The sequence below is a fragment of the Acinetobacter sp. YH12251 genome (assembly GCF_013417465.1).
Classification (GTDB): domain Bacteria; phylum Pseudomonadota; class Gammaproteobacteria; order Pseudomonadales; family Moraxellaceae; genus Acinetobacter; species Acinetobacter amyesii.
The window spans coordinates 45,634-71,919 of sequence record NZ_VPDZ01000008.1; the positions used below are offsets into that span (position 1 = coordinate 45,634).

General features: G+C 42.1%; 25 protein-coding genes, 5 tRNA genes and 1 pseudogene. 28 read left to right on the top strand and 3 right to left on the bottom strand.

Going from position 1 to position 26,286, the window contains the following annotated elements; translation table 11 throughout:
- Nucleotides 1-163: 163 nt before the first annotated feature.
- Nucleotides 164-577, top strand: a complete 414-nt coding sequence (locus tag FTV27_RS08460; protein WP_180078004.1) for a PH domain-containing protein — start codon at nt 164-166, stop codon at nt 575-577.
- 53 nt (nt 578-630) lie between these two features.
- On the opposite strand, the gene FTV27_RS08465 is transcribed toward FTV27_RS08460, so the two are convergent.
- Nucleotides 631-1,677, bottom strand: a complete 1,047-nt coding sequence (locus FTV27_RS08465) for an AAA family ATPase (protein WP_180078006.1) — start codon at nt 1,675-1,677, stop codon at nt 631-633.
- Between the two features lie 178 nt (nt 1,678-1,855).
- Between FTV27_RS08465 and uvrC the strand changes: the two genes are divergently transcribed.
- The 3 genes from uvrC to pgsA all read left to right on the top strand — a co-directional run bounded on the left by uvrC (nt 1,856) and on the right by pgsA (nt 5,278).
- A complete protein-coding gene (uvrC, locus tag FTV27_RS08470) occupies nt 1,856-3,655 on the top strand; it encodes an excinuclease ABC subunit UvrC (RefSeq protein WP_180078007.1) in 1,800 nt (599 codons plus the stop codon).
- Between the two features lie 136 nt (nt 3,656-3,791).
- Nucleotides 3,792-4,586, top strand: coding sequence for a thioesterase family protein (locus FTV27_RS08475; protein ID WP_180078009.1), 795 nt, complete (start codon nt 3,792-3,794; stop codon nt 4,584-4,586).
- Nucleotides 4,587-4,690: 104 nt separating this feature from the next.
- Nucleotides 4,691-5,278: a CDP-diacylglycerol--glycerol-3-phosphate 3-phosphatidyltransferase gene (gene pgsA / locus FTV27_RS08480; protein WP_078190467.1), complete on the top strand. Its 588-nt coding sequence runs from the start codon at nt 4,691-4,693 to the stop codon at nt 5,276-5,278.
- Between the two features lie 819 nt (nt 5,279-6,097).
- On the opposite strand, the gene FTV27_RS08485 is transcribed toward pgsA, so the two are convergent.
- Nucleotides 6,098-6,367, bottom strand: a complete 270-nt coding sequence (locus FTV27_RS08485; protein WP_078190466.1) for an oxidative damage protection protein — start codon at nt 6,365-6,367, stop codon at nt 6,098-6,100.
- A gap of 27 nt (nt 6,368-6,394) precedes the next feature.
- Nucleotides 6,395-7,825 (bottom strand): argininosuccinate lyase, encoded by a 1,431-nt coding sequence (gene argH, locus FTV27_RS08490; RefSeq protein WP_180078011.1) that lies wholly within the window; start codon nt 7,823-7,825, stop codon nt 6,395-6,397.
- Here argH and FTV27_RS08495 point away from each other — a divergent pair.
- The 24 genes and pseudogenes from FTV27_RS08495 (at nt 7,816) to rplA (ending at nt 26,046) form a co-directional block, all read left to right on the top strand.
- Nucleotides 7,816-8,969 (top strand): annotated as a pseudogene (locus tag FTV27_RS08495) (sensor histidine kinase). The gene argH and the pseudogene FTV27_RS08495 sit on opposite strands and share 10 nt — an antisense overlap.
- A gap of 53 nt (nt 8,970-9,022) precedes the next feature.
- Nucleotides 9,023-9,763, top strand: coding sequence for a LytTR family DNA-binding domain-containing protein (locus FTV27_RS08500; RefSeq protein ID WP_078193128.1), 741 nt, complete (start codon nt 9,023-9,025; stop codon nt 9,761-9,763).
- Nucleotides 9,764-9,858: 95 nt separating this feature from the next.
- Entirely contained in the window at nt 9,859-10,776 is a 918-nt protein-coding gene (gene hemC / locus FTV27_RS08505; RefSeq protein ID WP_218949541.1) for a hydroxymethylbilane synthase, read from the top strand.
- Between the two features lie 3 nt (nt 10,777-10,779).
- Nucleotides 10,780-11,559, top strand: a complete 780-nt coding sequence (locus FTV27_RS08510; protein WP_180078014.1) for a uroporphyrinogen-III synthase — start codon at nt 10,780-10,782, stop codon at nt 11,557-11,559.
- On the top strand, nt 11,556-12,398 hold the full coding sequence (locus FTV27_RS08515) for a hypothetical protein (RefSeq protein WP_180078016.1): 843 nt from the start codon (nt 11,556-11,558) through the stop codon (nt 12,396-12,398). Before FTV27_RS08510 ends, FTV27_RS08515 begins: the two co-directional genes overlap by 4 nt.
- Before the next feature lie 6 nt (nt 12,399-12,404).
- On the top strand, nt 12,405-13,598 hold the full coding sequence (locus FTV27_RS08520) for a heme biosynthesis protein HemY (protein ID WP_180078018.1): 1,194 nt from the start codon (nt 12,405-12,407) through the stop codon (nt 13,596-13,598).
- A 9-nt stretch (nt 13,599-13,607) separates the two neighbouring features.
- On the top strand, nt 13,608-14,039 hold the full coding sequence (locus FTV27_RS08525) for a thioesterase family protein (RefSeq protein ID WP_180078020.1): 432 nt from the start codon (nt 13,608-13,610) through the stop codon (nt 14,037-14,039).
- Between the two features lie 142 nt (nt 14,040-14,181).
- Nucleotides 14,182-14,508, top strand: coding sequence for an H-NS family nucleoid-associated regulatory protein (locus tag FTV27_RS08530; RefSeq protein ID WP_180078124.1), 327 nt, complete (start codon nt 14,182-14,184; stop codon nt 14,506-14,508).
- A gap of 168 nt (nt 14,509-14,676) precedes the next feature.
- A complete protein-coding gene (gspN, locus tag FTV27_RS08535) occupies nt 14,677-15,420 on the top strand; it encodes a type II secretion system protein N (RefSeq protein ID WP_180078023.1) in 744 nt (247 codons plus the stop codon).
- Nucleotides 15,420-16,286: a type II secretion system protein N gene (locus FTV27_RS08540; RefSeq protein WP_180078025.1), complete on the top strand. Its 867-nt coding sequence runs from the start codon at nt 15,420-15,422 to the stop codon at nt 16,284-16,286. Before gspN ends, FTV27_RS08540 begins: the two co-directional genes overlap by 1 nt.
- A 42-nt stretch (nt 16,287-16,328) precedes the next feature.
- A complete protein-coding gene (gene gspD, locus FTV27_RS08545) occupies nt 16,329-18,560 on the top strand; it encodes a type II secretion system secretin GspD (RefSeq protein WP_180078027.1) in 2,232 nt (743 codons plus the stop codon).
- 77 nt (nt 18,561-18,637) lie between these two features.
- The gene (locus tag FTV27_RS08550) at nt 18,638-19,387 is read left to right on the top strand and encodes an FHA domain-containing protein (protein WP_180024947.1); all 750 of its coding nucleotides are present in this window, start codon (nt 18,638-18,640) and stop codon (nt 19,385-19,387) included.
- 77 nt (nt 19,388-19,464) lie between these two features.
- The gene (gene gph, locus FTV27_RS08555; RefSeq protein ID WP_180078029.1) at nt 19,465-20,133 is read left to right on the top strand and encodes a phosphoglycolate phosphatase; all 669 of its coding nucleotides are present in this window, start codon (nt 19,465-19,467) and stop codon (nt 20,131-20,133) included.
- Between the two features lie 117 nt (nt 20,134-20,250).
- A complete protein-coding gene (trpE, locus tag FTV27_RS08560; RefSeq protein ID WP_180078126.1) occupies nt 20,251-21,744 on the top strand; it encodes an anthranilate synthase component I in 1,494 nt (497 codons plus the stop codon).
- Between the two features lie 98 nt (nt 21,745-21,842).
- A tRNA-Thr gene (locus tag FTV27_RS08565) sits at nt 21,843-21,918 on the top strand.
- Between the two features lie 54 nt (nt 21,919-21,972).
- A tRNA-Tyr gene (locus FTV27_RS08570) sits at nt 21,973-22,056 on the top strand.
- 38 nt (nt 22,057-22,094) lie between these two features.
- Nucleotides 22,095-22,170: transfer RNA gene (locus tag FTV27_RS08575), tRNA-Gly, on the top strand.
- A 23-nt stretch (nt 22,171-22,193) separates the two neighbouring features.
- A tRNA-Thr gene (locus FTV27_RS08580) sits at nt 22,194-22,268 on the top strand.
- 155 nt (nt 22,269-22,423) lie between these two features.
- Nucleotides 22,424-23,614 (top strand): elongation factor Tu, encoded by a 1,191-nt coding sequence (tuf, locus tag FTV27_RS08585; RefSeq protein ID WP_180077405.1) that lies wholly within the window; start codon nt 22,424-22,426, stop codon nt 23,612-23,614.
- 55 nt (nt 23,615-23,669) lie between these two features.
- Nucleotides 23,670-23,745, top strand: a tRNA-Trp gene (locus FTV27_RS08590).
- A 76-nt stretch (nt 23,746-23,821) separates the two neighbouring features.
- Nucleotides 23,822-24,262 carry a preprotein translocase subunit SecE gene (gene secE / locus FTV27_RS08595; protein WP_078189832.1) on the top strand — a complete coding sequence of 147 codons (441 nt, stop codon included), beginning with the start codon at nt 23,822-23,824 and terminating at the stop codon, nt 24,260-24,262.
- A 7-nt stretch (nt 24,263-24,269) separates the two neighbouring features.
- A complete protein-coding gene (gene nusG / locus FTV27_RS08600) occupies nt 24,270-24,803 on the top strand; it encodes a transcription termination/antitermination protein NusG (RefSeq protein ID WP_078189831.1) in 534 nt (177 codons plus the stop codon).
- A 115-nt stretch (nt 24,804-24,918) separates the two neighbouring features.
- Nucleotides 24,919-25,347 carry a 50S ribosomal protein L11 gene (rplK, locus tag FTV27_RS08605; RefSeq protein ID WP_004868049.1) on the top strand — a complete coding sequence of 143 codons (429 nt, stop codon included), beginning with the start codon at nt 24,919-24,921 and terminating at the stop codon, nt 25,345-25,347.
- 3 nt (nt 25,348-25,350) lie between these two features.
- The gene (gene rplA, locus FTV27_RS08610; RefSeq protein ID WP_078189830.1) at nt 25,351-26,046 is read left to right on the top strand and encodes a 50S ribosomal protein L1; all 696 of its coding nucleotides are present in this window, start codon (nt 25,351-25,353) and stop codon (nt 26,044-26,046) included.
- The last annotated feature ends 240 nt before the right edge of the window (nt 26,047-26,286 follow it).

Here is a 26,286-nt window from a genome sequence, read left to right on the forward strand (position 1 = left end):
CAAAAATGACAATTGATGAATAGCGGTACTTGAGCGAAATGGTTCTCCATATTCTTGAAAATAATGTGATAAATACGCTTATTTCCTGCAAAAATAAAAGCTGAAATAGCAGATGCATCCTTCAAAATCTTGTATAGAATAAAAGCAGTTGATGGGGGATAAGATGCAAGTTTTTCGTTCAAAAAAAGATTGGTGGGTGGTGGCGTTTATTGTTTGTATGAGCGGTTTACTCATTCAATTATTACTCACCATGCAAGCCAAAGGCACGATGCAGCAATATCCTCTTCATACCGCGGTGTATATTTTAACGGTATTACTGCTGTGGTGGCCAATATTCAATACACGTTATCAAATTTCCGCTACAGAATTAAACATCCGTAGCATGTTTCTACATTGGCAGATTCCTTTGCAGAATATCCAACGCATCAGTGCAAGTCAGGATTTATCTGCGGCACCTGCGCTTTCCATTACACGGTTAAAAATTGAATATATACAGAATGGACAACGTAAATTCGTCATGGTTTCACCGAAAGATCCGCAAGCTTTTGCTAAAGCGATTGGTGTTCCAATCCAATAAATATAAGAATGCTGAATAAAGGTATGTGAGCATGCCTTTTAAAGACCAGAGAATTATTTAATAATAACCAATTGTCCAAGTTGTGCATCTAGGTGTATTTTAGTTTGTTCGGGATGATTCAAAAAATACACCGCCAAAATAGGTTCAAGCTCGACCCGCATTTTTCGTGCTAAATGCCGTGCGCCATACCGAATATCATGATTCTGATAAAAATGTGCTTTGGCTGCATCTGTGAGTTTGATACTGCGTTTTTGATGCTGTAGGCGTTGATTAAGTTTTTCCAGCTCAATTTCGACCAAACGAGGTAAAGCATCATCTTGAACGGGTTGATATTGCAGTACACGGTCAATACGGTTAATAAATTCAGGGTCGAATTTACGTTGCATGACTTTTTCAATAATGCTGCTGACTGGCACGCGCTTGAGACAAACCTTCTGTATTTTTTCGGGTAAAAAATTTAACTTATCTAGATATTGCTGTGCCGCTTGTGCACCGACATTGCTGGTCATAAAGACCATACAATTACGAAAGTCGATGGTTTTTGTACCTGAGGTTAGGGTTAATTTTCCGCTATCCAGCACATTCATTAAGCCGCGAAGAACTTCGGTTGACGCTTTTTCCAGTTCATCAAAAAGCACGATGCCCGGTCGGGTATGACTACCTGCAATGGCAACTTCATCAAATAAACTATGGCCTTCTTTCGAGCCGACATAGCCCGGAGGCGCACCAGTAATGGCAGCCGCATAATGTTCCTGTGCGAGCGTGTTCATATCAATGCGGCAAAAGGCATCAGGTCGGCCATAAATCACTTCACTGATTAAACGCACAGTTTCGGTTTTACCAACACCTGTCGGTCCAAGCATTAAGGTTACGGAGAGCGGTCGTTCAGGACTGGAAAAATCAGCCTTGACCACATGCAGCATTTTTTCAATTTCGTCTAATGCTGCTTCTTGTCCAATGATCCGTTGCTTTAAGCGTTGCATAACGTCATGCGGTTCAAAATGAAAACGCGGCTTACCCATCAAACGGTTTTTTTCAGCAGTGCTCTGCGTCGAAGTTGTCGGGTGTACGACATGGATGGCGGGATTGGCGTTCGTCATGCATCATGTTCCTAAAGCGTGATGTTTTGAGCATAGCAAATTTAGAATTTTGCATTAATAGCTTTTAGCAATCAGATCATTGCTATGAGCAACAATAAATTTGCGGGATTGCTTGAAAATGTAGGTAAAAGCATCACATCATGTCAAAGAGCAATATCGAAGACGGAACAAGGCAAAAGTGAACGAAAACGCACGCGAACATATTGAAAAAATTCTTGCCAATATGACGACTCTACCCGGTGTTTACCGCATGCTGGGTAAAGACGGTGAGTTGCTGTATGTGGGTAAAGCAAAGAATTTAAAAAATCGTGTGTCGAGTTATTTTGTGAAAACCATTGAGCATCCCAAAACGCAGGCTTTGGTTGCCCGTATTTATGATATTGAAACGCTAGTAGTGCGTTCCGAAACTGAAGCCCTATTGCTGGAACAAAACCTGATTAAGCTCCATCGTCCACCATATAACATCATGCTGCGGGACGATAAATCTTATGTTTATATCTTTATTTCAGCCGATAAACCCTATCCACGAATTGCCGCAGGGCGAGGCAAAGCCAAGCATCAGGCCGGTAAGTTTTTTGGGCCTTATCCGAGTGCTTATAACGCGCGTGATACTTTGGTGGTGCTGCAAAAACTGTTTAATGTGCGTCAGTGTGAAAATAACTATTTTTCGCAGCGCAAACGACCATGCTTGCAATACCAAATTAAACGCTGTTCCGCGCCTTGTGTGGGGTTGATCTCACCCGAAGATTACAAAGAAGATGTCAATAACTCGATTCGGTTCTTACAAGGCGACACCAAAGAGCTCAATCAAGAGCTGATTGGGAAAATGGAAGCTGCGGCAGAAGCTTTGGAGTTTGAAAAGGCAGTGTTTTATCGTGATCGTATGGCACTGCTACGTGATGTGCAAACTCAGCAAGCGATTTATAAAGTCAAAGGCGAGGCAGATATCATTGCCATTGCTTATCAAGCCGGTGTGACCTGTGTGCAAATCATGCATGTGCGCAATGGCAAAATGCTCGGCGGAAAGAGTTATTTCCCTGATATGCAGGGTGATGATCTAGGTCAAATGCTCTCGGACTTCATTGCCAATTTCTACTTTCAAGTTGCAGATGAGATTCCAACTGAACTCATCATCAATGTCGATATTCCAGATCGCAAAGACATGGAAGATGCGTTGTACCAGCACTTTGAAAAGCGGATTCAAATCAAACATAAAGTGCGTGAAACCCGTGCAGAGTGGCAAGAATTGGCACAGATGAATGTGCAGCACGCCATTAAAGGTAAACTGGCTGACCATTTTGAATTGAATGAGCGCTTTCATCAGTTAGAGCAAGTCGTTGGGCGGCCGATTGACAGTATTGAGTGTTTTGATATTTCTCACACTATGGGGGAGGCAACTATCGCGTCTTGTGTGGTCTTTGATGCGGGTGGCGCAAGAAAGCGCGACTATCGCCAATTTTCCATCAATGACATTACTGAAGGAGATGATTATGCTGCCATGCGTCAAGCGCTGACCCGCCGCTATAAAAAGCATATGCTGCCCGATTTGCTATTAATTGACGGGGGTAAAGGTCAATTACACATGGCGATGGAAGTCATGCAGGAACTCGAGCTCGATGCCTTTATGGTCGGGGTGTCCAAAGGTGAGGGGCGTAAACCAGGTCTGGAAACCTTGCACTTTACCGATGGTGAAAAAATTCAATTGCCCGAAGACCATAAAGCCCTGCATTTGATTCAACAGGTTCGTGATGAAGCCCACCGATTTGCCATTACCAAACATCGAGCGAAACGTGATAAAAAGCGAGGCTCTTCGGTGCTTGAAGCCATTCCTGGACTGGGACCAAAGCGTCGCCGAGATTTACTGACACACTTTGGTGGGATTCAGGGGGTACTCAAAGCTTCGGAAAATGATTTAAAACTAGTGCCGGGCTTAGGCGATGTGATGGCGCGCACCATTTATAAAATTCTGCATGAATAGAGCGAACTAGCCCCAATCGATGACGGGTCAATTCTGAATTTGCCAAAATGCTCATTGACGCATGAGTCACTGATCATTCACATCATTTGATTTTTATACAATGATATAAAAATCAAAAATATGATCAGGGATGATGATGTCACTCACACAGTTGTATCAACATATTGAACACAATGAATGGGTTGAGATTCCAGAAGGATGGTTGCAAGGGCGTACGATCTATGGCGGCTTAGTGGCTGGCATGATGATGCACAAAGCCGTTGCCACCATTGCCGATCCGCAGCGACGTTTACTTAGTTGTAATGTGACCTTTGTTGGGCCAGTACAATTGGCGCCCGTGCGTTTAAGTGCGGAAATTTTAAGACAGGGCAAATCCGTCACCACCATCGAAGTTCGAATTTGGCAAGATGATGCCGTACAAAGCATTTTATTGGCGAGCTTTGGTGTTCCACGTGAATCAAGCATTGCCGTCAATCAGGAGCGTCAAGCACCCGATTTTCCTGAAGTGAGCAGCTTAAAGATTGCCGAACATCATCCACTTGCACCCCAGTGCTTTCAGCAAATGGATTTGGTCTGGGTAGATGGGCAGTATCCATGTACAGCAAGTCAAAAGCCTGACTTTAGTGGTTGGATGCGTTTTAACCCAGAACGTCATGATAACCGTAAGATGACTGTTGCTGACCTAATGGTCTCGATGGATATGTGGCCGCCCGGCGTACTGCCTATGTACAAAACCATGGCGCCTGCGAGTTCTTTAACATGGACATTGACCTATGTACATCTCTTGCAATCAAACTTACATAATTGGTTTAAATATAAAGTATTTACCGACTATGCCGCGGATGGCTACGCTACAGAATATGCGCATTTATGGGATGAAAATAACCAGTTGATAGCGATTGCGCGACAGACTGTTACGGTGTTTGCCTAGTGACACTGAGGGGCATTTCGTATAAAGTGAGTGCAACTAACGATGGATAAATCCTCAAATTATTTTGCATTTTCATCGTGCATGAGGGGAAAACTGGGGTGTCTATGACAACAGGTCGAATCCTGAATATTCCTAATATTTTAACATTGGCACGAATTGCTTTAATTCCTGTGTTTTTGTTGGTGGCGTACTGGCCACCTGCAATGGGCGTGGGTGAACATGCTGCCAGCATGTCACGTCATATATTGCTGACCGCTATTTTTGTGATCGCAGCTGTCACTGACTGGTTTGATGGCTACCTTGCAAGAAGTTTAAATCAGACTTCAGCATTTGGACGTTTTCTCGATCCTGTTGCAGATAAACTGATGGTCGCAACTGCGTTGATCGTCTTGGTGCAATGGCAACCGACCATTTCGATGGCCTTTGCAGCGATTGTAATTATTTCACGTGAAATCACGGTGTCTGCCCTACGTGAGTGGATGGCTGAATTAGGCGCGCGTACCAGTGTTGCGGTTTCAACCGTTGGTAAATATAAAACAGCATTCCAGATGATTGCGATTTCAGTATTTTTGCTGAATTGGCAGCCCCTAGAAATGTTGGCGTATGGATTGCTCTATACAGCCGTGGTTTTAACGTTATGGTCGATGTTTATTTATTTGAAAGCTGCATGGCCGTATTTAAAACAACCTTGATTTAAAAGTAAGTTATTAAAAGCTCCGTGATCGGGGCTTTTTTATTGCCGAGTTTTTAGAAAAAATTGAGGGTTTGAGTAGTTTGAACAGCGCTTCATTTGATTAGAGCTTGAAGTTAAATGTGAGATGTTAGCGCAAATTTTGGATAAAAAAATTCCCAGATTTTGGGGGAAATCTGGGAAGGAAAATCGGGGTTACTTATCGCTATTATGGAAGATGTTTCCATCTTCTTGATTGCTATTATAGGAAAGCAGATTTAGAAATACATGGAGTTTATTGTAGTGTAATGTTGTGTTTTATTGAGAAATGTATCACAAATTTACATTAAGAATTTTTGATACAAATTGGCCGATAACTTTGGTAGGTTTTGTTTGGATTTAAACGATAAAAATTGATATATGTAATGGAAAAAATACAATTAACATTATTTAAATAATAAATTCATTTATTTAAGTTTAAATAAAATTGATCAATGGATAAAAGATATTTCAGCAATGATGAAGGTCATTTCTGAATGAAAGCTTACACAGACGTCATCTTGGTTTTGCGAAAATAGCAGTGCTCCGAAGCAAAAAAAAGAGTCCTTTCAGACTTTATTTTGAAATTACGCACTTCGCTTGTCTTGCGTAATTTTTAGAGCAATAAAAAAGAATCCCCAAGATTGGAGATTCTTTTCAATTAAAGCCTACGAGCAGCATAGCTGCTTGTCTTGCGGCGTGGCGGAGTATAAAAATAGGAGCCCCTTTGGGACTCCTTCATGACATTTGAAACTACGCGCTTCGCTTGTCTTGCGTAAAACTTAAAGCAACGCTTTAAGTTTTACTCAGGCTTTAGGCCTTCGGCTTTTTCTAAAGATTCATCATTGCTGAAGAATTTTTCACGTTGCTCTTCAAGGAACTTTTTCGCGTCAGCTTCAAACACGTTTAAACGTTTTTCATTGATCAACGTAGTTTGGTGTTTTAGCCATTCTTGCCAAGCTTGTTTAGATACCGTATCAAACAATTCTTGTCCCTTTGCACCCGGGAATGGTGCAAAGTCTAAACCTTCCATTTCAGCCTGATATTTACGGCAAAAAACTTGTCGAGACATATCAATACTCCATTTAACTTGAAAAAGTTATGCGTAAAGTTTTTCTAAACGTGCGTGTGCGCGTTCAATTGCTGCTTCAACTTGAGCAGGTGCAGTACCACCAATGTGGTTACGTGCATTGACAGATGCTTCAAGTGTTAATGCTTTTTCGAAGACATCGGCCTGAATCAAGTCAGAGAACTGTTGAAGTTGCTCAAGGGTTAATTCTGAAAGATCTTTGCCTTCTTGAACACCGAGAGCAACTGCTTTACCCACAATCTCATGTGCATCACGGAATGCCACGCCATTTTTAACGAGGTAGTCGGCAAGGTCAGTTGCAGTTGAGAAGCCACGCAGCGCTGCTTCACGCATGATGTCAATGTTTGGCACTAGTGCAGGGATCATGTCGGCAAATGCCATGAGTGAGCCACGAACAGTATCAATTGCATCGAATAGTGGTTCTTTATCTTCTTGGTTGTCTTTGTTGTATGCCAAAGGTTGACCTTTCATTAGGGTCAATAGGCTCATCAAGTCACCATATACACGGCCAGTTTTACCACGAATCAACTCAGGAACGTCTGGGTTTTTCTTTTGCGGCATGATTGAAGAGCCGGTGCAAAAACGGTCAGGAATGTTCACAAATTTGAATTGTGCCGATGTCCAAAGAATCATTTCTTCTGACATGCGTGATAAATGCATCATGATGAGTGATGCTGCAGCATTGAATTCAATACCAAAATCACGGTCAGATACGGCGTCCAATGAATTTTCACAGACAGCTTCGAAACCTAAGAGTTCTGCTGTATACGCACGTTCGATTGGATAGGTTGTACCTGCAAGTGCAGCAGAGCCTAAAGGTAGGCGATTTACACGTTTACGGCAGTCAATTAAACGTTCTGAGTCACGTACTAACATTTCAAACCACGCCATTAGATGGTGGCCAAAAGTCACTGGCTGTGCAGTTTGTAAATGCGTGAAGCCCGGCATGATGGTATTGGTATTTTTCGCCGCTAAGCCTAGGATGCCTTTTTGTAATTTTTGCAATAATTCTAAAATAGCATCGATTTCGTCGCGAACATACAGACGGATATCGGTTGCAACTTGGTCATTACGACTACGACCGGTGTGTAGTTTTTTACCTGTAATACCGATACGTTGAGTCAAACGTGACTCAATATTCATGTGCACATCTTCTAGGTCAATGCGCCATTCGAAGTTACCCGCTTCAATTTCTGCTTTAATGGTATTTAAGCCATTAATAATATCGTCACGCTCTTGTTCAGTTAGAACGCCAACTTTTGCAAGCATGGTTGCATGTGCAATTGAACCTGCAATATCTTGTTTATAAAAGCGTTGGTCAAACTGTACAGATGCTGTAAATTCAGCAACAAAAGCGTCAGTAGCTTCGGAAAAACGACCGCCCCACATGCCTGAAGTTTGGGCTTGTGACGGATTTGAGGAATTAGAAGATGTGGTCATGTCGGCTCAATAAGATAAAAAGCATAGAACTGAGCAAGAGTATAGCAAATTCGAACCCAGTTGCCGAAGGGCAAGTTGATCAAACTTTTAGACAGGGTTTAGGTCTATGACAATTTCTGTATTTTCAGGAAAAATGGGCCGTTGGCACTATCTGTGGGAGCTGTTTCTTGCGGGCAATATTGTAGCTTTGGTCTTGGCCTTGGCCCAAGCTCAATCGTGGCATGCCTTAAGTTTTTCCAGTGTTATGCAGCATGTGTTATTTATTAACTGGATTTTATTGGCATTTGCTGCATTTTCAGAGCTTTTGCAGAGTAAGACGCGTGGTTTAAGCATGAAAATGCTCATGTTGGGCGGGTTTGTTTTATTGCAAGCTTTGGTGTTGTTCACCACCATAACTTTAAATGTTTTGATCTATTTTGGTGAAAATTTCAGTTTAGCTGGTTTGAATGCAGACGTTTTAACTGCTGGTGTGGTTTTAAATCTGAGCTATGGGGTGTTGCTTGGGGCATTTTGTTTTCGATATTTATATTTAAGAGAACAGTGGGGTCGACAACATCATAGTGAATTAAACTCACGCATTCAGGCTATGCAAGCTCGGATTCATCCACATTTTTTATTTAATAGCTTAAACAATGTGATTAGCTTGATTGCGATTGACCCAGATAAAGCGGAGCAAATGCTACTGAATTTATCTCGATTGTTCCGTGCAAGTTTTCAAGAATTGAAGTTGGTAAGTCTCAAAGATGAGATCGATCTGTGTCAGCGTTATTTGGCCATTGAACAAATGCGTTTAGGTGATCGGCTTAAGGTGGAGTGGAAACTAGAAGGTATTGAACAATACGCTCAAGTACAAATTCCACTATTAACTTTACAACCTTTATTAGAAAATAGTATTTTTCATGGAGTTGAAAAGATTTTGACAAAGAGTACGATAAATATATTGATTGAAATATTACAAAATCAAATTAATATCGTTATTACAAATCCCTATACACAGGATACAATTAAATTACGTCAGGGGAATGGTATTGCCATCGAAAACGTGAAACAGAGACTTGAGGCATATTATGGTCAGCATGTCACTTTTCAAACCTACGCAGGCGAGGGAATGTATACGACTGTGGTGCAATATCAATATAAATAGAAATCTCAGTTGACCAATAAAAATAAATGACGTTAATGAGATAAGGAGGAGAAATGGACATCCTAATCTGTGATGATGAGCCTCTAGCAGTAGAGCGATTGTCACGTTTAGTCACTCAACTTGGACATCAAGTGGTTGCGAAAGCTTCACATGGTCAACAAGCGATTGACTTGGCTCAAAGCCTCGAGCCTGATGTCATCTTACTAGATATACAAATGCCTGAAATGGATGGGTTGACTTGCGCGAAATTGTTGCGTGAATTAGACCCCATGCCTGCTATTATTTTTTGTACTGCATATGATCATCATGCACTTGATGCATTTAAATCGAATGCAGAGGGATATTTACTAAAACCAGTTATGCAACAGGAATTGCAGCAGGTTTTAGATCATTTAACTAAATTAACCCAAGCTCAATTGAGCACGATAAAACAAAAAGAAAATATGGACGAAATTAAAATCAGCCGCCATCAAATCGCGGCAAAGACCTATCGTGGTGTAGAGTTGGTACCTGTGGAAAATATTTACTATTTTCTTGCAGATCAGAAATATGTCACTGTTCGGCACAAAAATGGCAGCGTACTCATTGATGAAACGCTGAAAGATTTAGAGCATGAATTTGGTGATCGCTTTATACGCATCCATCGTAATGCCTTGGTGTCTGTGAGCTTTTTAGATGGTTTAGAGGTTGTAAGCTCAGGGCAATATCAAGTGCGTTGTCGAGATTTAGACGAGCGCTTGTCGGTCAGCCGTCGGCATTTACCGAATTTACGCGAGCGAATACAAAAATTATAGGGCAAGGGTTAAAGCACATTGCGAATTAAGCTTGCATTTTCAACTGAGCAAGTTAAGTTTAGAATAATAGCCCTATAGACTGTATTTTAAAATTTATGAATATCCTTAAGATCGCAACTCGACAAAGCCCGCTTGCACTTTGGCAGGCGGAACATATTCGTGCACGCTTAGAAGCACTTCATGCAAATTTGAAAGTTGAGTTGGTGACCTTTGTGACTCAAGGTGACAAGATTCTAGATACCCCCTTAGCCAAAATTGGGGGGAAAGGATTATTTGTAAAAGAATTAGAAGCGGCATTGTTGGATGGTCGTGCAGACTTGGCAGTTCATTCGATGAAAGATGTGCCAATGGCCTTGCCTGAAGGTTTAAGTTTGGCCGTGATTTGTGAGCGTGAAGACCCATTAGATGCTTTCGTTTCAAATACCTATAACAGTTTTGATGAGTTACCACAGGGTGCGAAGGTGGGAACGTCGAGCTTGCGCCGCAAATGCCAAATTTTAAAACAACGTCCAGACCTTGAGATTATTGATCTGCGTGGCAATGTGGGTACGCGTTTATCTAAACTCGATGCGGGTAACTATGATGCGATTATTTTGGCGAGTGCAGGGTTGAAGCGTCTGGGTTTAGCAGAGCGTATTCGTCATACTCTTGAGCCTGTTGTGAGTTTACCTGCAGTTGGACAAGGTGCATTGGGCCTAGAATGTCGTAGCCAAGATCAAACTGTATTGGATTTAATTTTGCCCTTAATGCATACAGAGACCAATGCCTGTGTACGCGCAGAACGTGCATTTAATGCATATCTAGAAGGTGGCTGCCAAGTACCGATTGCAGGTTATGCAACCTTAGAAAATGGTCAGATTCATTTGGAAGGTCGTGTCGGTAGTGTTGACGGTCAAACCTTGTTGAAAGCACAGCAAGTAGGTTTTCCTGAACAAGCTGAACAGCTCGGTGTCAAATTGGCACAAGACTTGTTAGCCCAAGGTGCAGGTGAAATTTTAAAGGCATTGTATTAATACATGCTTTTTATCAATACACGTCCAGCAGATCGTGCAACGCAGCTTAGCTTGACGCTGCGCTCTGCGGGTGTTGCTGTGGCTGAGCTTCCATTACTTGAGCTCAAGCCACGGGCATGGTCAGAAGCATTGGCAGCGTGCTACGCCCAGTTGAGTGCTGCGGATGTATTGGTTGTAGTAAGCCCCTCTGCGGTCACCTTTGGTATGCAAGGTTTGCGTAAAGCAGGCATCTCACTTGAGCAGCTCGAACATATTCAATGGGTTGCCGTCGGTGATGCAACTGCAGCAAAGCTGGCTGATTATGGTATTCACAGTGTCGTACCGCAGGTGGAAACCTCGGAGGGAATGCTCACCTTAAGCCATTTAGAACAATTAGAGGCCGGGGCTTGTGTAGCATTTTGGCGCGGTGAAGGTGGTCGTCAATTTATGATGCAGCAGTTGCTAGCACGTGGCATTCAGGTTCTCAATTTTGTGCTATATGAACGGCATCTACCAGAAGAGACCATCCAAAAAGTAAAAACACTCATTTCTGAACATCAGTTGTCATCTCCATATTGTATGTTGATTACCAGTGAGGCCAGCTGGCTCAATTGGCTTGACTTGATTCAGTCGCATTTATCAGTGCTGAGTCATGCACATTTTTTAGTTTTAGGTGTAAGGTTGTTCGAGCTACTTGAGCAAAGTCGTATAACACTGAACAAAGATTTTAAAATTATTCAACTCGAAGATTTAAACGCGACACACATATTGCAGCATGTGCAAGTCGTGCAGGGAAATACATGAAGAAGTTGTTTGTCGTTGTGGTCATTGTCGCCGTACTTTGGTTGGCTAAACTCAGTTTTGATCTATTTCAAGTCAATGCTCAACAAACCGAACTGATGCAACAACAAACTTTATTGCAACAGCGCAATGCCGGTTTGAATGATCAGGTTGTGGCTTTGAAACGACAGTTGAGCGGCAGAACGACCGAGATGTCGGCTGCAACGACATCGAATGCTTCGATTGCTGCTGAGGCGACCCATAGTATTGAGCCGATGTTGGTTGTGGGCCAGCAACTTGATTTGGTTGAATTTGCCATGCAGCAACAACAATTTGCTGTCGCCTTGGAAAAATTAAACCAATTAGACCAACAATTAGATCAGTTGAGCTTGGCACCTGCACTGCGCATGAGTTTGCATCAGGTGATTCAAAAAGACCGTGAAACCTTAAAGCAATATGTGACAGAGCGTCAGTTGCAGTCTGATAAAGTGAAAAATACTCTGCAATCGATCGATCAATTGTTAGAAAAAGAAATATTAAAGCCCTATAGTTCAAAAGAGCAGCAAAAAGGTCTTTCTTTTTGGCAAAAATGGATTCAAGTCGAATCAGTCGAACAACCGAGTCCCGTATTAATGCAGCGTAGCTTGGTATTAAAAGAAATGCAGTTACGTTTAATTTTGGCTCAGCAGGTTTTAAATCAAGGACAATATCCTCAATTTCAACAAGAAATCACTGAAATTATGCAAATTATGCAGCAATTGCCAGATGCTTCATTAAAACCAATACGCCAACGTTTAGAACAATTAAAGGACATTCCGGTTATTTCTGTACCGCTGTTAAATACTCGGGCACTCATAGGATAATCGACTATGAAACATATTTTATTGGCCTATTTATTTATTAGCTTATTGGTTGTTGCCATTATTAGTTTGCTGAGTTTTGGGCATGGTGCAGGCTATGTGTATTTATACTGGCGTGAATGGCAAGTTCAATCCAATATTTGGTTTTTAGCATTATTGCTGGCACTCCTGAGTTTGATCGTGCAAATGTTTTGGTATGCGGTTAAACGTTATTTAAGTCGAGAACAACGTAAATCTGAAACGGTCTTTAGTTTTAATAAACTACATCCCTATGAGCAATTGGCTGTCATTTGGCTTTTAAATGCTGCGCAAGATCAAAAAAACTTTATTCAGCAAGCTTTTACTGAGTCTGGATTATTAAAAGGGGTGATCGATGCGCGTTTATATTGGATTCAGCAACAATATGAAACAGCATTAAATGCATTAACTCAGACCAATCCAATGGCTTTTGAGCTTGCAGAATTGCAACGGATTGAAATTTATTTATCTCAACAAGAGGGTGAAAAGGCTTTAACGCATCTCGAATTTTTGAATCAACATGAATTATCACCATGGTTGCAAAAAGTCAGTAGTGCCTATGAGCAGCGCTTAACCATGCTATGGGGTATGTTTGCGTTGCAGTTTCCTTGGTTGTATTTACGTTCAACACGTTATGGACATTTAGATGAGTTGACAAAACAAGCTTGGTTGGAACAATTATTATCTGCATTTGATCAAGCTGATGTCGATGACTTACAGTATTTAAAACAGCGTTATTTGGACTTACAAGATCAAATTACAGAGCGTAAATATGCGGTCAAAGTGCTATGGTTGAAAGTCTTGTCTCGTATGCCAGAGATGGGTCAGGAACATGAGCAATTGGCTATTCATTTGCTGGAACAGCAATTTAACAAAGAAGTGTTCTTTTTGTGGTTCCAGCAAAAAATGCTGAAGCAAAACCCTGATTATGTGGCTGTAGAACAGCAGATTCAACGTTGGGAAGAAAAGTATCCTGCGCTGCCTGTTTTTAGTTTTGCAAAATGGAATATTTACCAAGCGACAGCACGCCAAGCTGAAGCAGATGCATTGTTAGAATTATATCCAGATGATGTATTAATGAGTTATTTACGCATCAAGTCAGCCTTAAATCAGCAGGATGAATTGATCAAACAATTAAATTTAATATTTGAAAATAATGCCAATTTTATGGAAATTCGAATATAAGGACATTATATGCAAGAAGATTTAGCTCAATATTCATTGGTTCATACTCAACACGTCGCTTGGGGGGATATGGATGCTTTTGGTCATGTAAATAACGTGCATTATTATCGTTATATGGAAAGTGCGCGGATTGGTTATTTAGATCAGTTGGATATATTTAATCAGTCTGTGGTTACGGTTGTTGCTTCAAGCCAGTGTAAATATTTAAGCCCAGTGGTTTATCCTGATATTTTAAAAGTGGCAACGCGCGTTGAAGAATTAAGAAACAGTGCATTTCGTATGCGTTATATATTATGGAGTGAACAGCAACAAAAAATTGTTGCAACAGGCGATGCGGTTATTGTGTGCGTGGATAAAATTACCCTACAAAAAACCTCTATTCCAGAAAATATTAAAACCAAAATAAAAGCCTTAGAAAATTCAGTGGGAAATAATATCTAAATACAATTTAACTTTATATATTTTAAGGAGTCGTGTTAAAATATTGTAGTAAAATGAAAATTATTTATTGAATAAAAATTTTATTATAATATTATGAGCGAGTTTTCATAAGCATTATTAAAATGAAATTTCGGAGTTAAAGATTATGCCTGATATTAGTAATTTATCAGTTGAAGAGTTAAAGAAGCTTCAAGTAGAAGCTGAAGCACTGATTGCATCTAAAAAAGATCAAGCGATTGAAGATGCATACAACCGTATTATTGAAATTGCAGAAAATTTAGATTTAAGTGTTGAACAAATCCTTGAATTTGGTTCAAGCAAACGTAAAAAATCAACTCGTAAAGCTGTTGAGCCACGTTACCGTAGCAAAACCAATGCAGATGACACGTGGACCGGTCGTGGTAAACAACCGCGTTGGTTAGTGGCTGAATTAGAAAAAGGCGCGAAACTAGAAGACTTCTTAATTTAAGAATAATTCATGAAATCGTCATATCCTGAGTTCAGGATAATTAAACCAGGCTAATGCCTGGTTTTTTTATCTCTTTGAATTGGCTATGCAGAAAAAGTATGCATAATGTGTCTATAAAGAAAAATGTTTAAATGATGGAAAAAAAATTGATGGATCGGTTGTGGTGGGATGATCAATAAAACTAATAATATTCGGTGGCTCATTTTTGCTGCGATCAGTTTTTTAATTTTCGTTATGCTGCAAGTACCAGCAGCGTGGCTCATTACAAAGTTTTATAAAAATAACCAAATGCTACATAACGTCAGTGGCAATATTTGGCACGGGCAAGCAGATTGGACACGAGGAAACTTGAAAGGCTCGTTAAACTGGAACACGCGCCCGTGGGACTTGATTTTATTGCGCTTGGGTGCAAATGTTGAAATTCATAGTGGTAATACCAAACTGCAAGGTGTGATGGGGTATGGTTTTGGCAAAAGTATCAGCATCAAAAACTTAGAGGGTCAAATTGCCCCTGAAACCTTAAAAAGTTTTGCTGATTGGCAATGGCCAACGAATGCCATTCAATTAAAAGATGTGCAGTTTAAATATAAGCCACAGCAGGGATTTAGTCAGTCATCAGGCGAGATGCAGTGGGCAGGTGGGGATTTATCCTTTAGCTTTGCACAGCGTCAAGAGTCAATGAATGTACCTGCCATGTTGGCTCAATTAAAAGATGATAATGGCAAATTATCGATTGATGTTCGAGATCAACGTGAACAAAAAATGATGAATTTGTCACTTGAGCCAGACCTCATGTTGGATGTGCAATTAACCCAGCGCTTTTTGATGAATGTTGCTTCCTATGAAGGTAAGGCAGGATTAGATACGTATGTGATTAGTTCGCGTCAACCCCTATTGAGTGGGGTGAACTGATGGCTGACTATTTAGACAAATTCCGTGAGATCAATTGGAAGCAAACAGATCGACTTGCACCTGTGGTCTTGGCTTTAATAATTTTGTACCTGTGCTGGAAGTTAGCCGCTTTATTTTGGTTATTGATTGCACCGCCACAAGCCATGCAGTTAGACCGAGTTGAATTGGGTTCACAGCAAACGCAAGTTCCTAATATTAGCTCTTTTGCCTTGTTTCAGGAAAACCGCAGTTCAGCAGCTGACGCGCAGTTAAATATGGTGTTACAAGGTGTGGTGGTTGGACGGCCAAGTCGCTACTCGTCGGCAGTGATTAAGGTCAATGAGAGTTCAGATCGCTACTTGGTTGGAGAAACCATTCAAGGTTCATCATATCAACTGGCTGAAGTTTATTGGGATAAGGTGATTTTAACGCAGGGCAATGGTGCACGGCGTGAATTGGCGTTCCAAGGTATTGAAAACGGATTAGATCAACCGATTGTCCCTACAGCCAATGCAACATCAGGCGGATCTTTGCAGAATAACAGCATGCAAAATACAACTGATCCTGCAAATTTAGGGCAAAGCACAACGCAGTCCGCGATTGGTCAGGCCGTACAACGCATGACTGAAAATCGTGAACAATATATGCAGGAAATGGGGGTAAATCCATCAGTTAATGGTGGGTTTGAAGTTTCAAATCGAACACCTGCAGCCTTAAGAAATAAATTGGGTTTGCAGCCGGGTGACCGCATCATGTCTTTAAATGGGCAGGCGGTCGGTGCAGGACAATCTGAGGCGCAATTATTAGAACAAGCCCGCCGTGAAGGGCAGGTGAAACTTGAAGTCAAACGTGGTGATCAAGTGATGACCATACAACAGGATTTTTAGTGATGTTTCATCACTTTATAGGGTTAGGAAACACAGGCGTATATGGCTTTATTTAATAATAACCGTTCAACTTTAGCTGCCTATGCCATGGTGCCCTTGGTTGCTATGGTCAGCACAGCAAGTTATGCACAAACATGGAAAATCAATTTACGTGATGCAGATCTTACGGCATTCATTAATGAAGTCGCAGATATCACGGGGAAAAATTTTGCAGTTGATCCACGGGTACGAGGAAATGTAACGGTTATTTCCAATAAGCCTTTAAATAAAAATGAAGTCTATGACCTGTTTCTCGGTGTGTTGAATGTGAATGGTGTAGTGGCAATTCCATCGGGCAACACCATTAAACTAGTTCCAGACAGTAATGTAAAAAGCTCGGGCATTCCTTATGATGCGCGCCACCGTGCGTCTGGAGACCAAATTGTCACTCGAGTGATTTGGCTTGATAACACTAATGCCAACGACTTAATTCCAGCGTTGCGCCCATTGATGCCGCAATTTGCACATTTGTCAGCAGTGGCGGGGACCAATGCGCTTATCGTCTCAGATCGTGCAAGTAATATTTATCAGCTCGAAACGATTATTCGTAATTTAGATGGAACGGGTCAAAATGATATCGAAGCTGTGACGCTGCAATCGAGTCAGGCCGAAGAAATGATTGGACTGTTAGAGTCGATGAGTTCGACCGGCGCATCAAAAGACCCGAAAGGGTCACGAATTCGTATTATCGCGGACAATCGAACCAATCGCATTATCATTAAAGGTGATACAGCGACACGTAAGCGCATTCGTAAGATTATTGAAACCTTAGATGTGCCTGCAGCAGATCGATTGGGTGGGTTGAAAGTCTTTCGTTTGAAGTATGCCAGTGCAAAAAACTTGTCGGAAATCTTACAAGGCTTGGTCACGGGGCAAGCTGTTTCGAGTACGAATTCATCGAATAGCTCAAACAGCAGCACGATGAACAGTTTAATGAATGATAGTAACAGTTCGAATTCACAGTCATTCAGCTCACAAAATAACACCAGTTCAGGTATTAACCTCAACAGTAATAACTCTTCCAATAATACGCAAAACGGTATCTCAAGCTTTAATGCCAATGGCGTCAGTATTATTGCCGATACCACACAAAATGCACTGATTGTGAAAGCAGATCCGCAGCTCATGCGTGAAATTGAATCTGCGATTTCTCAGCTCGATATTCGTCGTCAGCAAGTGCTGATCGAAGCGGCGATTATTGAAGTCGAAGGCACGGATACCGATCAACTCGGTGTGCAATGGGCGTTGGGTGATATCAGTAGTGGTATCGGCTTAATTAACTTTGATAACTTTGGTTCTAGTTTAAAGAATATTGCCGCAGGTTATTTAACTGGTGGCGCTGCGGGTGCAGGTAGCGCGGTGAGTGCGGGTACTTCTTTGGTCCTTGGTGATTATCGTGAAGGCAGTGATGGTTCACGCAAACTCTATGGTGCGATGATTCAGGCCCTAAAAGAAAAAACCAAATCGAATCTATTATCTACACCGTCGATTGTGACGATGGACAACGAAGAAGCCTATATTGTGGTGGGTGAAAACGTTCCATTTGTGACAGGTTCGGTCACCACCAATGGTGGCACAGCCAATCCATACACATCGATTGAGCGTAAAGATGTCGGTGTTACTTTGAAAGTTGTGCCGCATATTGGCGACGGTGGTTCGGTGCGTTTAGAGGTAGAGCAAGAAGTTTCTGATGTAAAAGACAATAAAGGCCAAGCGTCGGATTTGGTTACGACTAAACGCGCGATCAAAACCTCGATCTTGGCAGAGCATGGTCAAACGATTGTGTTGGGGGGGTTGATCTCTGACAATACATTGCATGGGCGTCAATCTGTTCCAGGGCTCGGGGCTATTCCTGTACTGGGCAAACTCTTTAGCTCGGAAGGAAAATCCAACAGTAAACGCAATTTACTGATCTTTATTCATCCGACTATTGTTGGAAATTCTGCCGATGTGAAGAGAATGTCTCAGCAGCGCTACAGTCAGCTCTATAGTCTGCAACTGGCATTGGATAATGACGGTAATTTTGCGAAATTACCTGAAAATGTGGACGATGTGTATCAACAGCGCATACCTGTTTCAAAAGGTACAGCGCCAGCCCCTGTGTATAAGACGGTACCGACAGCACCACAAATGACACAGCCAGCGGCAGTGGTCTCCACGCCAGTCGCCATTGAACCTGCGGTGAAGCGCGAAACCATTACCGTACCGAATGGCAAAGTGGCGGGCATGCCTTAGGTTAGACAGCAGAGTGGTTTAGCTTTGAAACCACAGCATGCTATGATGAAAAAAACGAGCAATAGAGAATTAACTTCATGACTTGGAAAATTCAAGCAATTTCTGGTGATTTAACAGGACAAGAAATTAGTATTGAGCGTGATATGTTGGTGGGTCGCCATCAACAAGCAGATATTGTTTTGCAAGAATCTGATGTATCGCGTAAACATGCTGCCTTTGTACTGAAAGATCAGGCACTCTGGTTGCAAGATCTTAATTCATCCAATGGGACGTTTATTAATGATGTCCGTTTGACTGGTGAATCACTTTTAAAAGAAGGTGATATTGTACAGTTTGCCAGTGTGAAGTTTAGTTTATTGGCTCCAGCTAAAGCTGTTCAGATCCCTGCGGATATTGAACAAAGCGTTGAAGCGTTGCAAACAGAAGAAATTACACCTGTTCAGCAGCCGTCTGAAGCTGTTGCAGTTTCTGAAACTGTGGCACAAGAGTCTGTAGCAAACACGTCTGAGACTAAGGCACAAGAGCCTGTTGTTAAAACCGCAGCACAACAAATGAATGATCAAGGTATGCCAGAGTTGAAAGAGCGAGATGGCTCGGTTCAATTGACTCGTGATGGTATGCCGACCAATGTAGGTGTGCCTAAACCTGCACCAATTCCTGAGGGAATTGACGTAACGGCTGTTCCGAAAAATGAAGCATGTGATGTAGAAATTCCAGCGACATGTGTAGAGCAAGAGCGTGAAGCGCAAAAAAATGCCTCTGTGGGCTTAATCTCAGTCATTGTTTTAATCATTCTTGCAATTATTGCATGGGTCTTGTTTAAATAAACCGAGACATTCCTCAAAAGGCATGCATGGGCATGCCTTTTTTATGGGGAAAATTTACAAAAAAATAGAGGGACATTATGTTTGAAGTTCGTTTAGCAGAACGCCAAATGATTTTATTTGATCTGGATGGAACGCTAGTCGACTCAGCATCTGACTTACATCGTGCGATGAATATGAGTCTAAATGCGTTGCAATTACCGTTGGTCACAGAAGCGCAGGTGCGAAACTGGATTGGGAAAGGAACTTCATTGTTTTGTCATAGCGTACTTGAATACTTGACCGGGAAGGTGGATGCCGCACAGCACCATCTTTTACTGGAAACTTTTCTAAAGATTTACAATGCAGATCCTTGTGTTTTGACGCAGCCCTTTGACGGCATTCTAGCGTTCTTGGATTGGGCAAAAGCAGAAGAGAAAATTCTGATTTGTGTGACCAATAAACCAGAGCAACCGGCACGCAGTATTGTGCAGGCACTAGGTATGCATGAATACTTTGATGATGTGATTGGCGGAGATCGTTTTGAAGAGCGTAAACCACATCCCATGCAGCTAGAGTATTGTGCGGAGCATTATGCCTTGCCGAAACAGCAAATTTTGATGGTGGGTGATTCTGTCAATGATGTAGAGGCAGCACGTCGTGCGGGTATTGATTGTATTGTGGTCAGCTATGGCTATAATCATGGTGAAAATATTCGAGATTGTCAGCCGCAGCACGTGGTTGATAACTTAAAAGAATTATTGGGTTGAAATAAGTAGGGTTAAGGAAGTGAAAATGAGCAAGTGTGTAGTATTTCGATGGCGTCACTCAATCAGCATGAGAAGAAATTAACTGAAATTGACCACGCGAAATATAGAGAAACCCAAATGACTACACAAACTCAATTTGAACAACTGAAAACTGCTGGATATAACTTGATTCCAGTATATCGTCAGCGCTTGGCAGATACAGAAACTCCACTTTCTGTCTTTGCGCGATTAAAACAACATAAACAAGCCTATTTATTTGAATCTGTAGAGGGTGGCGAAAACTGGGCGCGTTACTCCATTATTGGCTTGGGCGAGTCCACCGTATTTTCGTGTAATGAAGGGCAGTTGACCGTTCAACATGCTGATGGCTCGGTTGAAAAACAACAATGTGCTGACCCATTTCAATACATTCGTGACTTCCAAGCACAATATAAAGTGCCTACACAGCAAGATTTGCCAGCGTTGCCGAGCTTTACCGGTGGATTGGTTGGATACTTTGGTTATGATGCTGTACGTTATATCGAACCAAAGCTCAATAATGTTCCAGAAGCTGACCCGGTCGGGATTCCGGATATGTGGATGATGCTATCAAAAACCGTCATCGTCTTTGATAACCTTAAGGATACCTTATTCTTAATTGTGCATGCCGATGTAAATGATGCTGAGGCCTATACCAAGGCGCAGCAACAATTGGATGAGCTAGAAGAACTTTTGGCAACCCCAATTGCACTCAAAGCAAATAAGCATACTGCACCACAGTTTGAATCCATCACTGGACACGATAACTTTATTGACTCTATTGCAAAAGTAAAAGAGTACATTAAAGCAGGTGATGTGATGCAGGTTGTGCCAGGTCATCGTATGGTATCCGATTTTGATGGTGAGCCTTTACAGGTCTATCGTGCACTACGTCACCTCAATCCATCGCCATATTTGTTCTTGGTGCAAGGGCAGACACTAGAAAATGACATTCCTTTTCATATTGTTGGTTCATCACCTGAAATTTTGTCTCGTTTAGAAAATGGTGTGGCAACAGTTCGTCCTTTGGCGGGAACGCGACCACGGGGTAAAACAAAAGAAGAAGATTTAGCGCTAGAAAAAGATTTGCTATCTGATGAAAAAGAAATTGCAGAGCATTTGATGTTGATCGATTTGGGGCGAAATGATGTTGGACGCGTTTCTAAAATCGGTAAAGTTCACGTGACTGATCAAATGGTGATCGAACGTTATTCGCATGTCATGCACATTGTGTCAAATGTGCAAGGTGAAGTACGTGATGATATCGATGCTTTGGATGTTTTTAAGGCAACATTCCCTGCGGGTACGCTTTCAGGCGCACCAAAAATCCGTGCTATGGAAATTATTGACGAAGTTGAACCAGTAAAACGTGGAATTTTTGGTGGTGCTGTTGGTTATTTAGGCTGGCATGGCGAAATGGACATGTCGATTGCGATTCGTACCTGTGTAATTCGTGAAAATAAGGTCTATGTTCAAGCTGGAGCAGGGGTGGTGTACGACTCAAATCCTGAATCAGAGTGGAATGAAACCCAAATAAAAGCTCGCGCAGTGATCAAAGCGGTTGAATTATCATCAAATGGATTGATTTTATGAGTTTTTCACGTTTTTTTTAGAAAAAACACTTGCAAGGATTTCAAGATTTGCTAAACTGCACACCGTTCCGATACGAAACGTACGAAACACTAAGAAACGCCGGCATAGCTCAGTTGGTAGAGCAACTGACTTGTAATCAGTAGGTCCACAGTTCGAATCCGTGTGCCGGCACCATCTTAGAAAGTTTGAGAGTGAGTAGAGAGAACAACACTGAAGTAAGTGTAAAATGGTGAGGTTCCCGAGCGGTCAAAGGGGGCGGACTGTAACTCCGCTACGAAAGTTTCGAAGGTTCGAATCCTTCCCTCACCACCAATTTTAAGACTTCAATAAGTGGTTTGTACCAACATCGTGCGGGAGTAGCTCAGTTGGTAGAGCGGTAGCCTTCCAAGCTACATGTCGCGAGTTCGACCCTCGTCTCCCGCTCCATATCTATTGAAGTGCTTATATTTGCTCTTATAGCTCAGTGGTAGAGCACTCCCTTGGTAAGGGAGAGGTCTCGAGTTCAAATCTCGATAAGAGCTCCAGATTTTACAGTTTGGCAACTTTAAATGTTGCGCAAGATTCCAGAAGCAGGCTTTTTAGTCTGCTTTTCAAGTATTGGGTGTTTATTTTTTTTAGGCGATATGTCGGAGCTGGGTTTTACTCAGAATTGTGTTCGACGTAAACGAGGAAGAAAAGCATGGCTAAGGCTAAGTTTGAACGTAATAAGCCGCACGTTAACGTGGGCACAATCGGTCACGTTGACCATGGTAAAACGACTTTAACAGCTGCGATTGCAACTGTGTGTGCAAAAAAATTCGGTGGTGAAGCGAAAGATTACGCTGCAATCGACTCTGCACCAGAAGAAAAAGCACGTGGTATTACAATTAATACTTCACACGTAGAATACGATTCTCCAATCCGTCACTACGCTCACGTAGACTGCCCAGGTCACGCCGATTATGTTAAAAACATGATTACTGGTGCTGCGCAAATGGATGGTGCGATCCTTGTTTGTTCGGCGACTGATGGTCCAATGCCACAAACTCGTGAACACATCCTCCTTTCTCGTCAGGTAGGTGTACCTTATATCGTTGTATTCCTAAACAAATGCGATATCGTAGACGACGAAGAATTAATTGAATTAGTAGAAATGGAAGTTCGTGAACTTCTTTCTACTTATGACTTCCCAGGCGACGACACTCCAGTAATCCGTGGTTCTGCTCTTGCAGCGCTTAATGGTGAAGCTGGTCAATACGGCGAGGATGCTGTAGTTGCTCTTGTTGAAGCTCTTGACTCTTACATCCCAGAACCAGAACGTGCTATCGACCAAGCATTCCTTATGCCAATCGAAGACGTATTCTCAATTTCAGGTCGTGGTACAGTAGTAACTGGCCGTGTTGAAACTGGTATCGTGAAAGTAGGCGAAGAAGTTGAAATCGTTGGTATTAAAGATACAGTTAAAACAACTGTAACTGGCGTAGAAATGTTCCGTAAACTTCTTGACGAAGGTCGTGCGGGCGAGAACTGTGGTGTTCTTCTACGTGGTACTAAACGTGAAGATGTTCAACGTGGTCAAGTACTTGCTAAACCAGGTACAATCAAACCGCATACTAAATTCGACGCAGAAGTATACGTACTTTCTAAAGACGAAGGTGGCCGTCATACTCCATTCCTTAACGGTTACCGTCCACAGTTCTACTTCCGTACAACTGACGTAACTGGTGCGATCTCGCTTAAAGAAGGCGTTGAAATGGTTATGCCTGGTGACAACGTAGAAATGTCAGTAGAATTAATCCACCCAATCGCAATGGACGCTGGCTTACGCTTTGCGATCCGTGAAGGTGGCCGTACAGTTGGTGCGGGTGTTGTTTCTAAAGTAACTGCATAATATAATACAGTTATCTTTGTACAGATCGAGAGTTTCGACTCTCGATTTGCTCAGCAGGTCAGTAGTTCAATTGGTAGAGCGTCGGTCTCCAAAACCGAATGTTGGGGGTTCGAGTCCCTCCTGGCCTGCCAATTTTTTTTAAAAAGAAGCTTGATGCTGGCTCAACTGGTCATATAATAAGTCGCGAATCCTACGACGAGTACAAAAATGTCGAATGATAAATCGCGTGACGCATTAAGCGACGCGCCAATTCCTCAAAGAAATAATCCTGCTGAAGTTGTTAATTCTGGTTCCCCTTTAGACTATGTTCTGTGGGTTATCGCGTTGATTTTACTCGGTAGTTCTATGATGGTGAATCAACATTTGCCAGCATACTGGGCACCAGCGAATGATGTTTGGGTCCGTGTTGGGGTAATTTTGGCTTGTATCATCGTGGCTTTAGGTTTATTATACGCCACCCATCAAGGCAAAGGCTTTGTTCGATTGTTGAAAGATGCTCGAATTGAGTTACGTCGAGTGACTTGGCCAACCAAGCAAGAGACCATGACCACATCTTGGCAGGTACTTGCGGTAGTCTTAGTGGCATCTATTTTATTATGGTGCTTTGACTATGCTTTGAGCTGGTTAATGAAGTTTATTATCGGGTAAGAGAGCTATGAAACGTTGGTACATTATTCATGCCTATTCTGGTTATGAAAAACAAGTGTTACGCTCACTTAATGATCGAATCCAGCGTAGCGCTGTAGCCGATAGCTTTGGTGAAGTCCTTGTCCCTACTGAAGAAGTAGTGGAAATGAAGGATGGTAAGAAACGTAAATCTGAGCGTAAATTCTTTCCCGGCTATGTGTTAGTCGAGATGGAAATGAATGATGAAACTTGGCACATTGTTAAAGAATGTCCAAAAGTATTAGGTTTCATCGGTGGTACTGCAGAAAAGCCTGCACCAATTACGCAAAAAGAAGCTGATGCGATTCTTGCACGTGTACGCAATACTGGCGAAGCACCTCGTCCTAAGACGATGTTTGAACCAGGTGAAGAATTACTCGTAATTGACGGTCCATTCACCGATTTTAAAGGCGTGGTGGAAGAAGTTCTATACGATAAGTCACGTTTGACGTTGACGATTAATGTATTTAATCGACCAACTCAGGTTGAGCTGGAATTTCGCCAAGTCGAAAAATCGGTTTAATTTAACTTGGTTGATAAACGCCCGATTTGTTATGAGTCGGGCATTGTTGTTGTAACGGTATCGTTACTTATATGTATGGGGAGCCTAGCGGCGTTAGTACCCAGAGGTAATTGAAATGGCTAAGAAGATTGACGGCTATATCAAGCTGCAAGTTCCAGCTGGTAAAGCAAATCCATCTCCACCGATTGGTCCTGCACTAGGTCAACGTGGTGTTAACATCATGGCATTCTGTAAAGAATTCAATGCTGCGACACAAAAAGTTGAAGCTGGTCTTCCAATTCCAGTAGTGATCACTGTGTACAACGACAAGTCGTTCACATTCATCATGAAAACTCCTCCTGCTGCGATTCTTCTTAAGAAAGCTGCGGGCATCCAAAAGGGTTCAGCTGTACCTAACAAAACTAAAGTTGGTAAGTTGACTCGCGCTCAATTAGAAGAAATTGCGACTACTAAAGAACCAGATCTTACTGGTGCTGATTTAGACGCACGTGTACGTACCATTGCTGGTTCTGCGCGTTCTATGGGCTTGGAAGTGGAGCTATAAGACATGGCTAAATTAACTAAACGTCAAAAAGCCATTGTTGCTGCTGTTGAAGCTAACAAAGTTTACACTTTGGAAGAAGCAGTTGCAGTTCTTAACGGCCTTCCAGCAGTAAAATTCAAAGAATCTTTGGATGTTGCTGTAAACCTAGGTGTTGATCCTCGTAAATCTGACCAAGTTGTTCGTGGCGCGACTACACTTCCTGCAGGTACTGGTAAAACTGTACGTGTAGCTGTGTTTGCTCAAGGCGCTGCTGCTGAAGCTGCTAAAGCTGAAGGCGCGGACGTTGTTGGTTTTGATGATCTTGCTGAAAGCATCCAAGCGGGTAACCTTGACTTTGACGTAGTAATTGCAGCTCCGGATGCAATGCGCGTTGTTGGTAAGTTAGGTACGATTCTTGGTCCACGTGGCTTAATGCCAAACCCTAAAGTGGGTACTGTAACTCCTGACGTAGCTTCTGCTGTTAAAAACGCGAAAGCTGGTCAAGCACGTTACCGTGTAGACAAAGCGGGTATTATCCACGCTGCGATCGGTCAAGTAGGTTTCACTGCTGAAGCTGTTCGTTCAAACGTTGAAGCTCTTGTAGCTGACCTTAAGAAAGCAAAACCTGCTACTTCTAAAGGTGTTTACATCCAAAAGATCACTTTAAGCTCAACTATGGGTCCTGGTCTTGTTGTTGATGTGGCAAACGTTTCTAAATAAGTTTCGACTTATTACAGAATTTTAAAGCCCTGAGTAATATTTGAAGCACTGCTTTAAATATTACGCAAGAAACGCTTCGTCGTATATTGCGTGATTCAGGCAAACTTTGAATTGATAAATTTAGATTTATCAGCGTCAAAGACCTCAGGCGAGGGGAGTTTTATGCTTTCTTCTTAATAGCTCAGCCTGAGTAGACGCGGTGGTGTGATTTGTTCCTCCTCCGCGTGTTGGTTCAGTGAT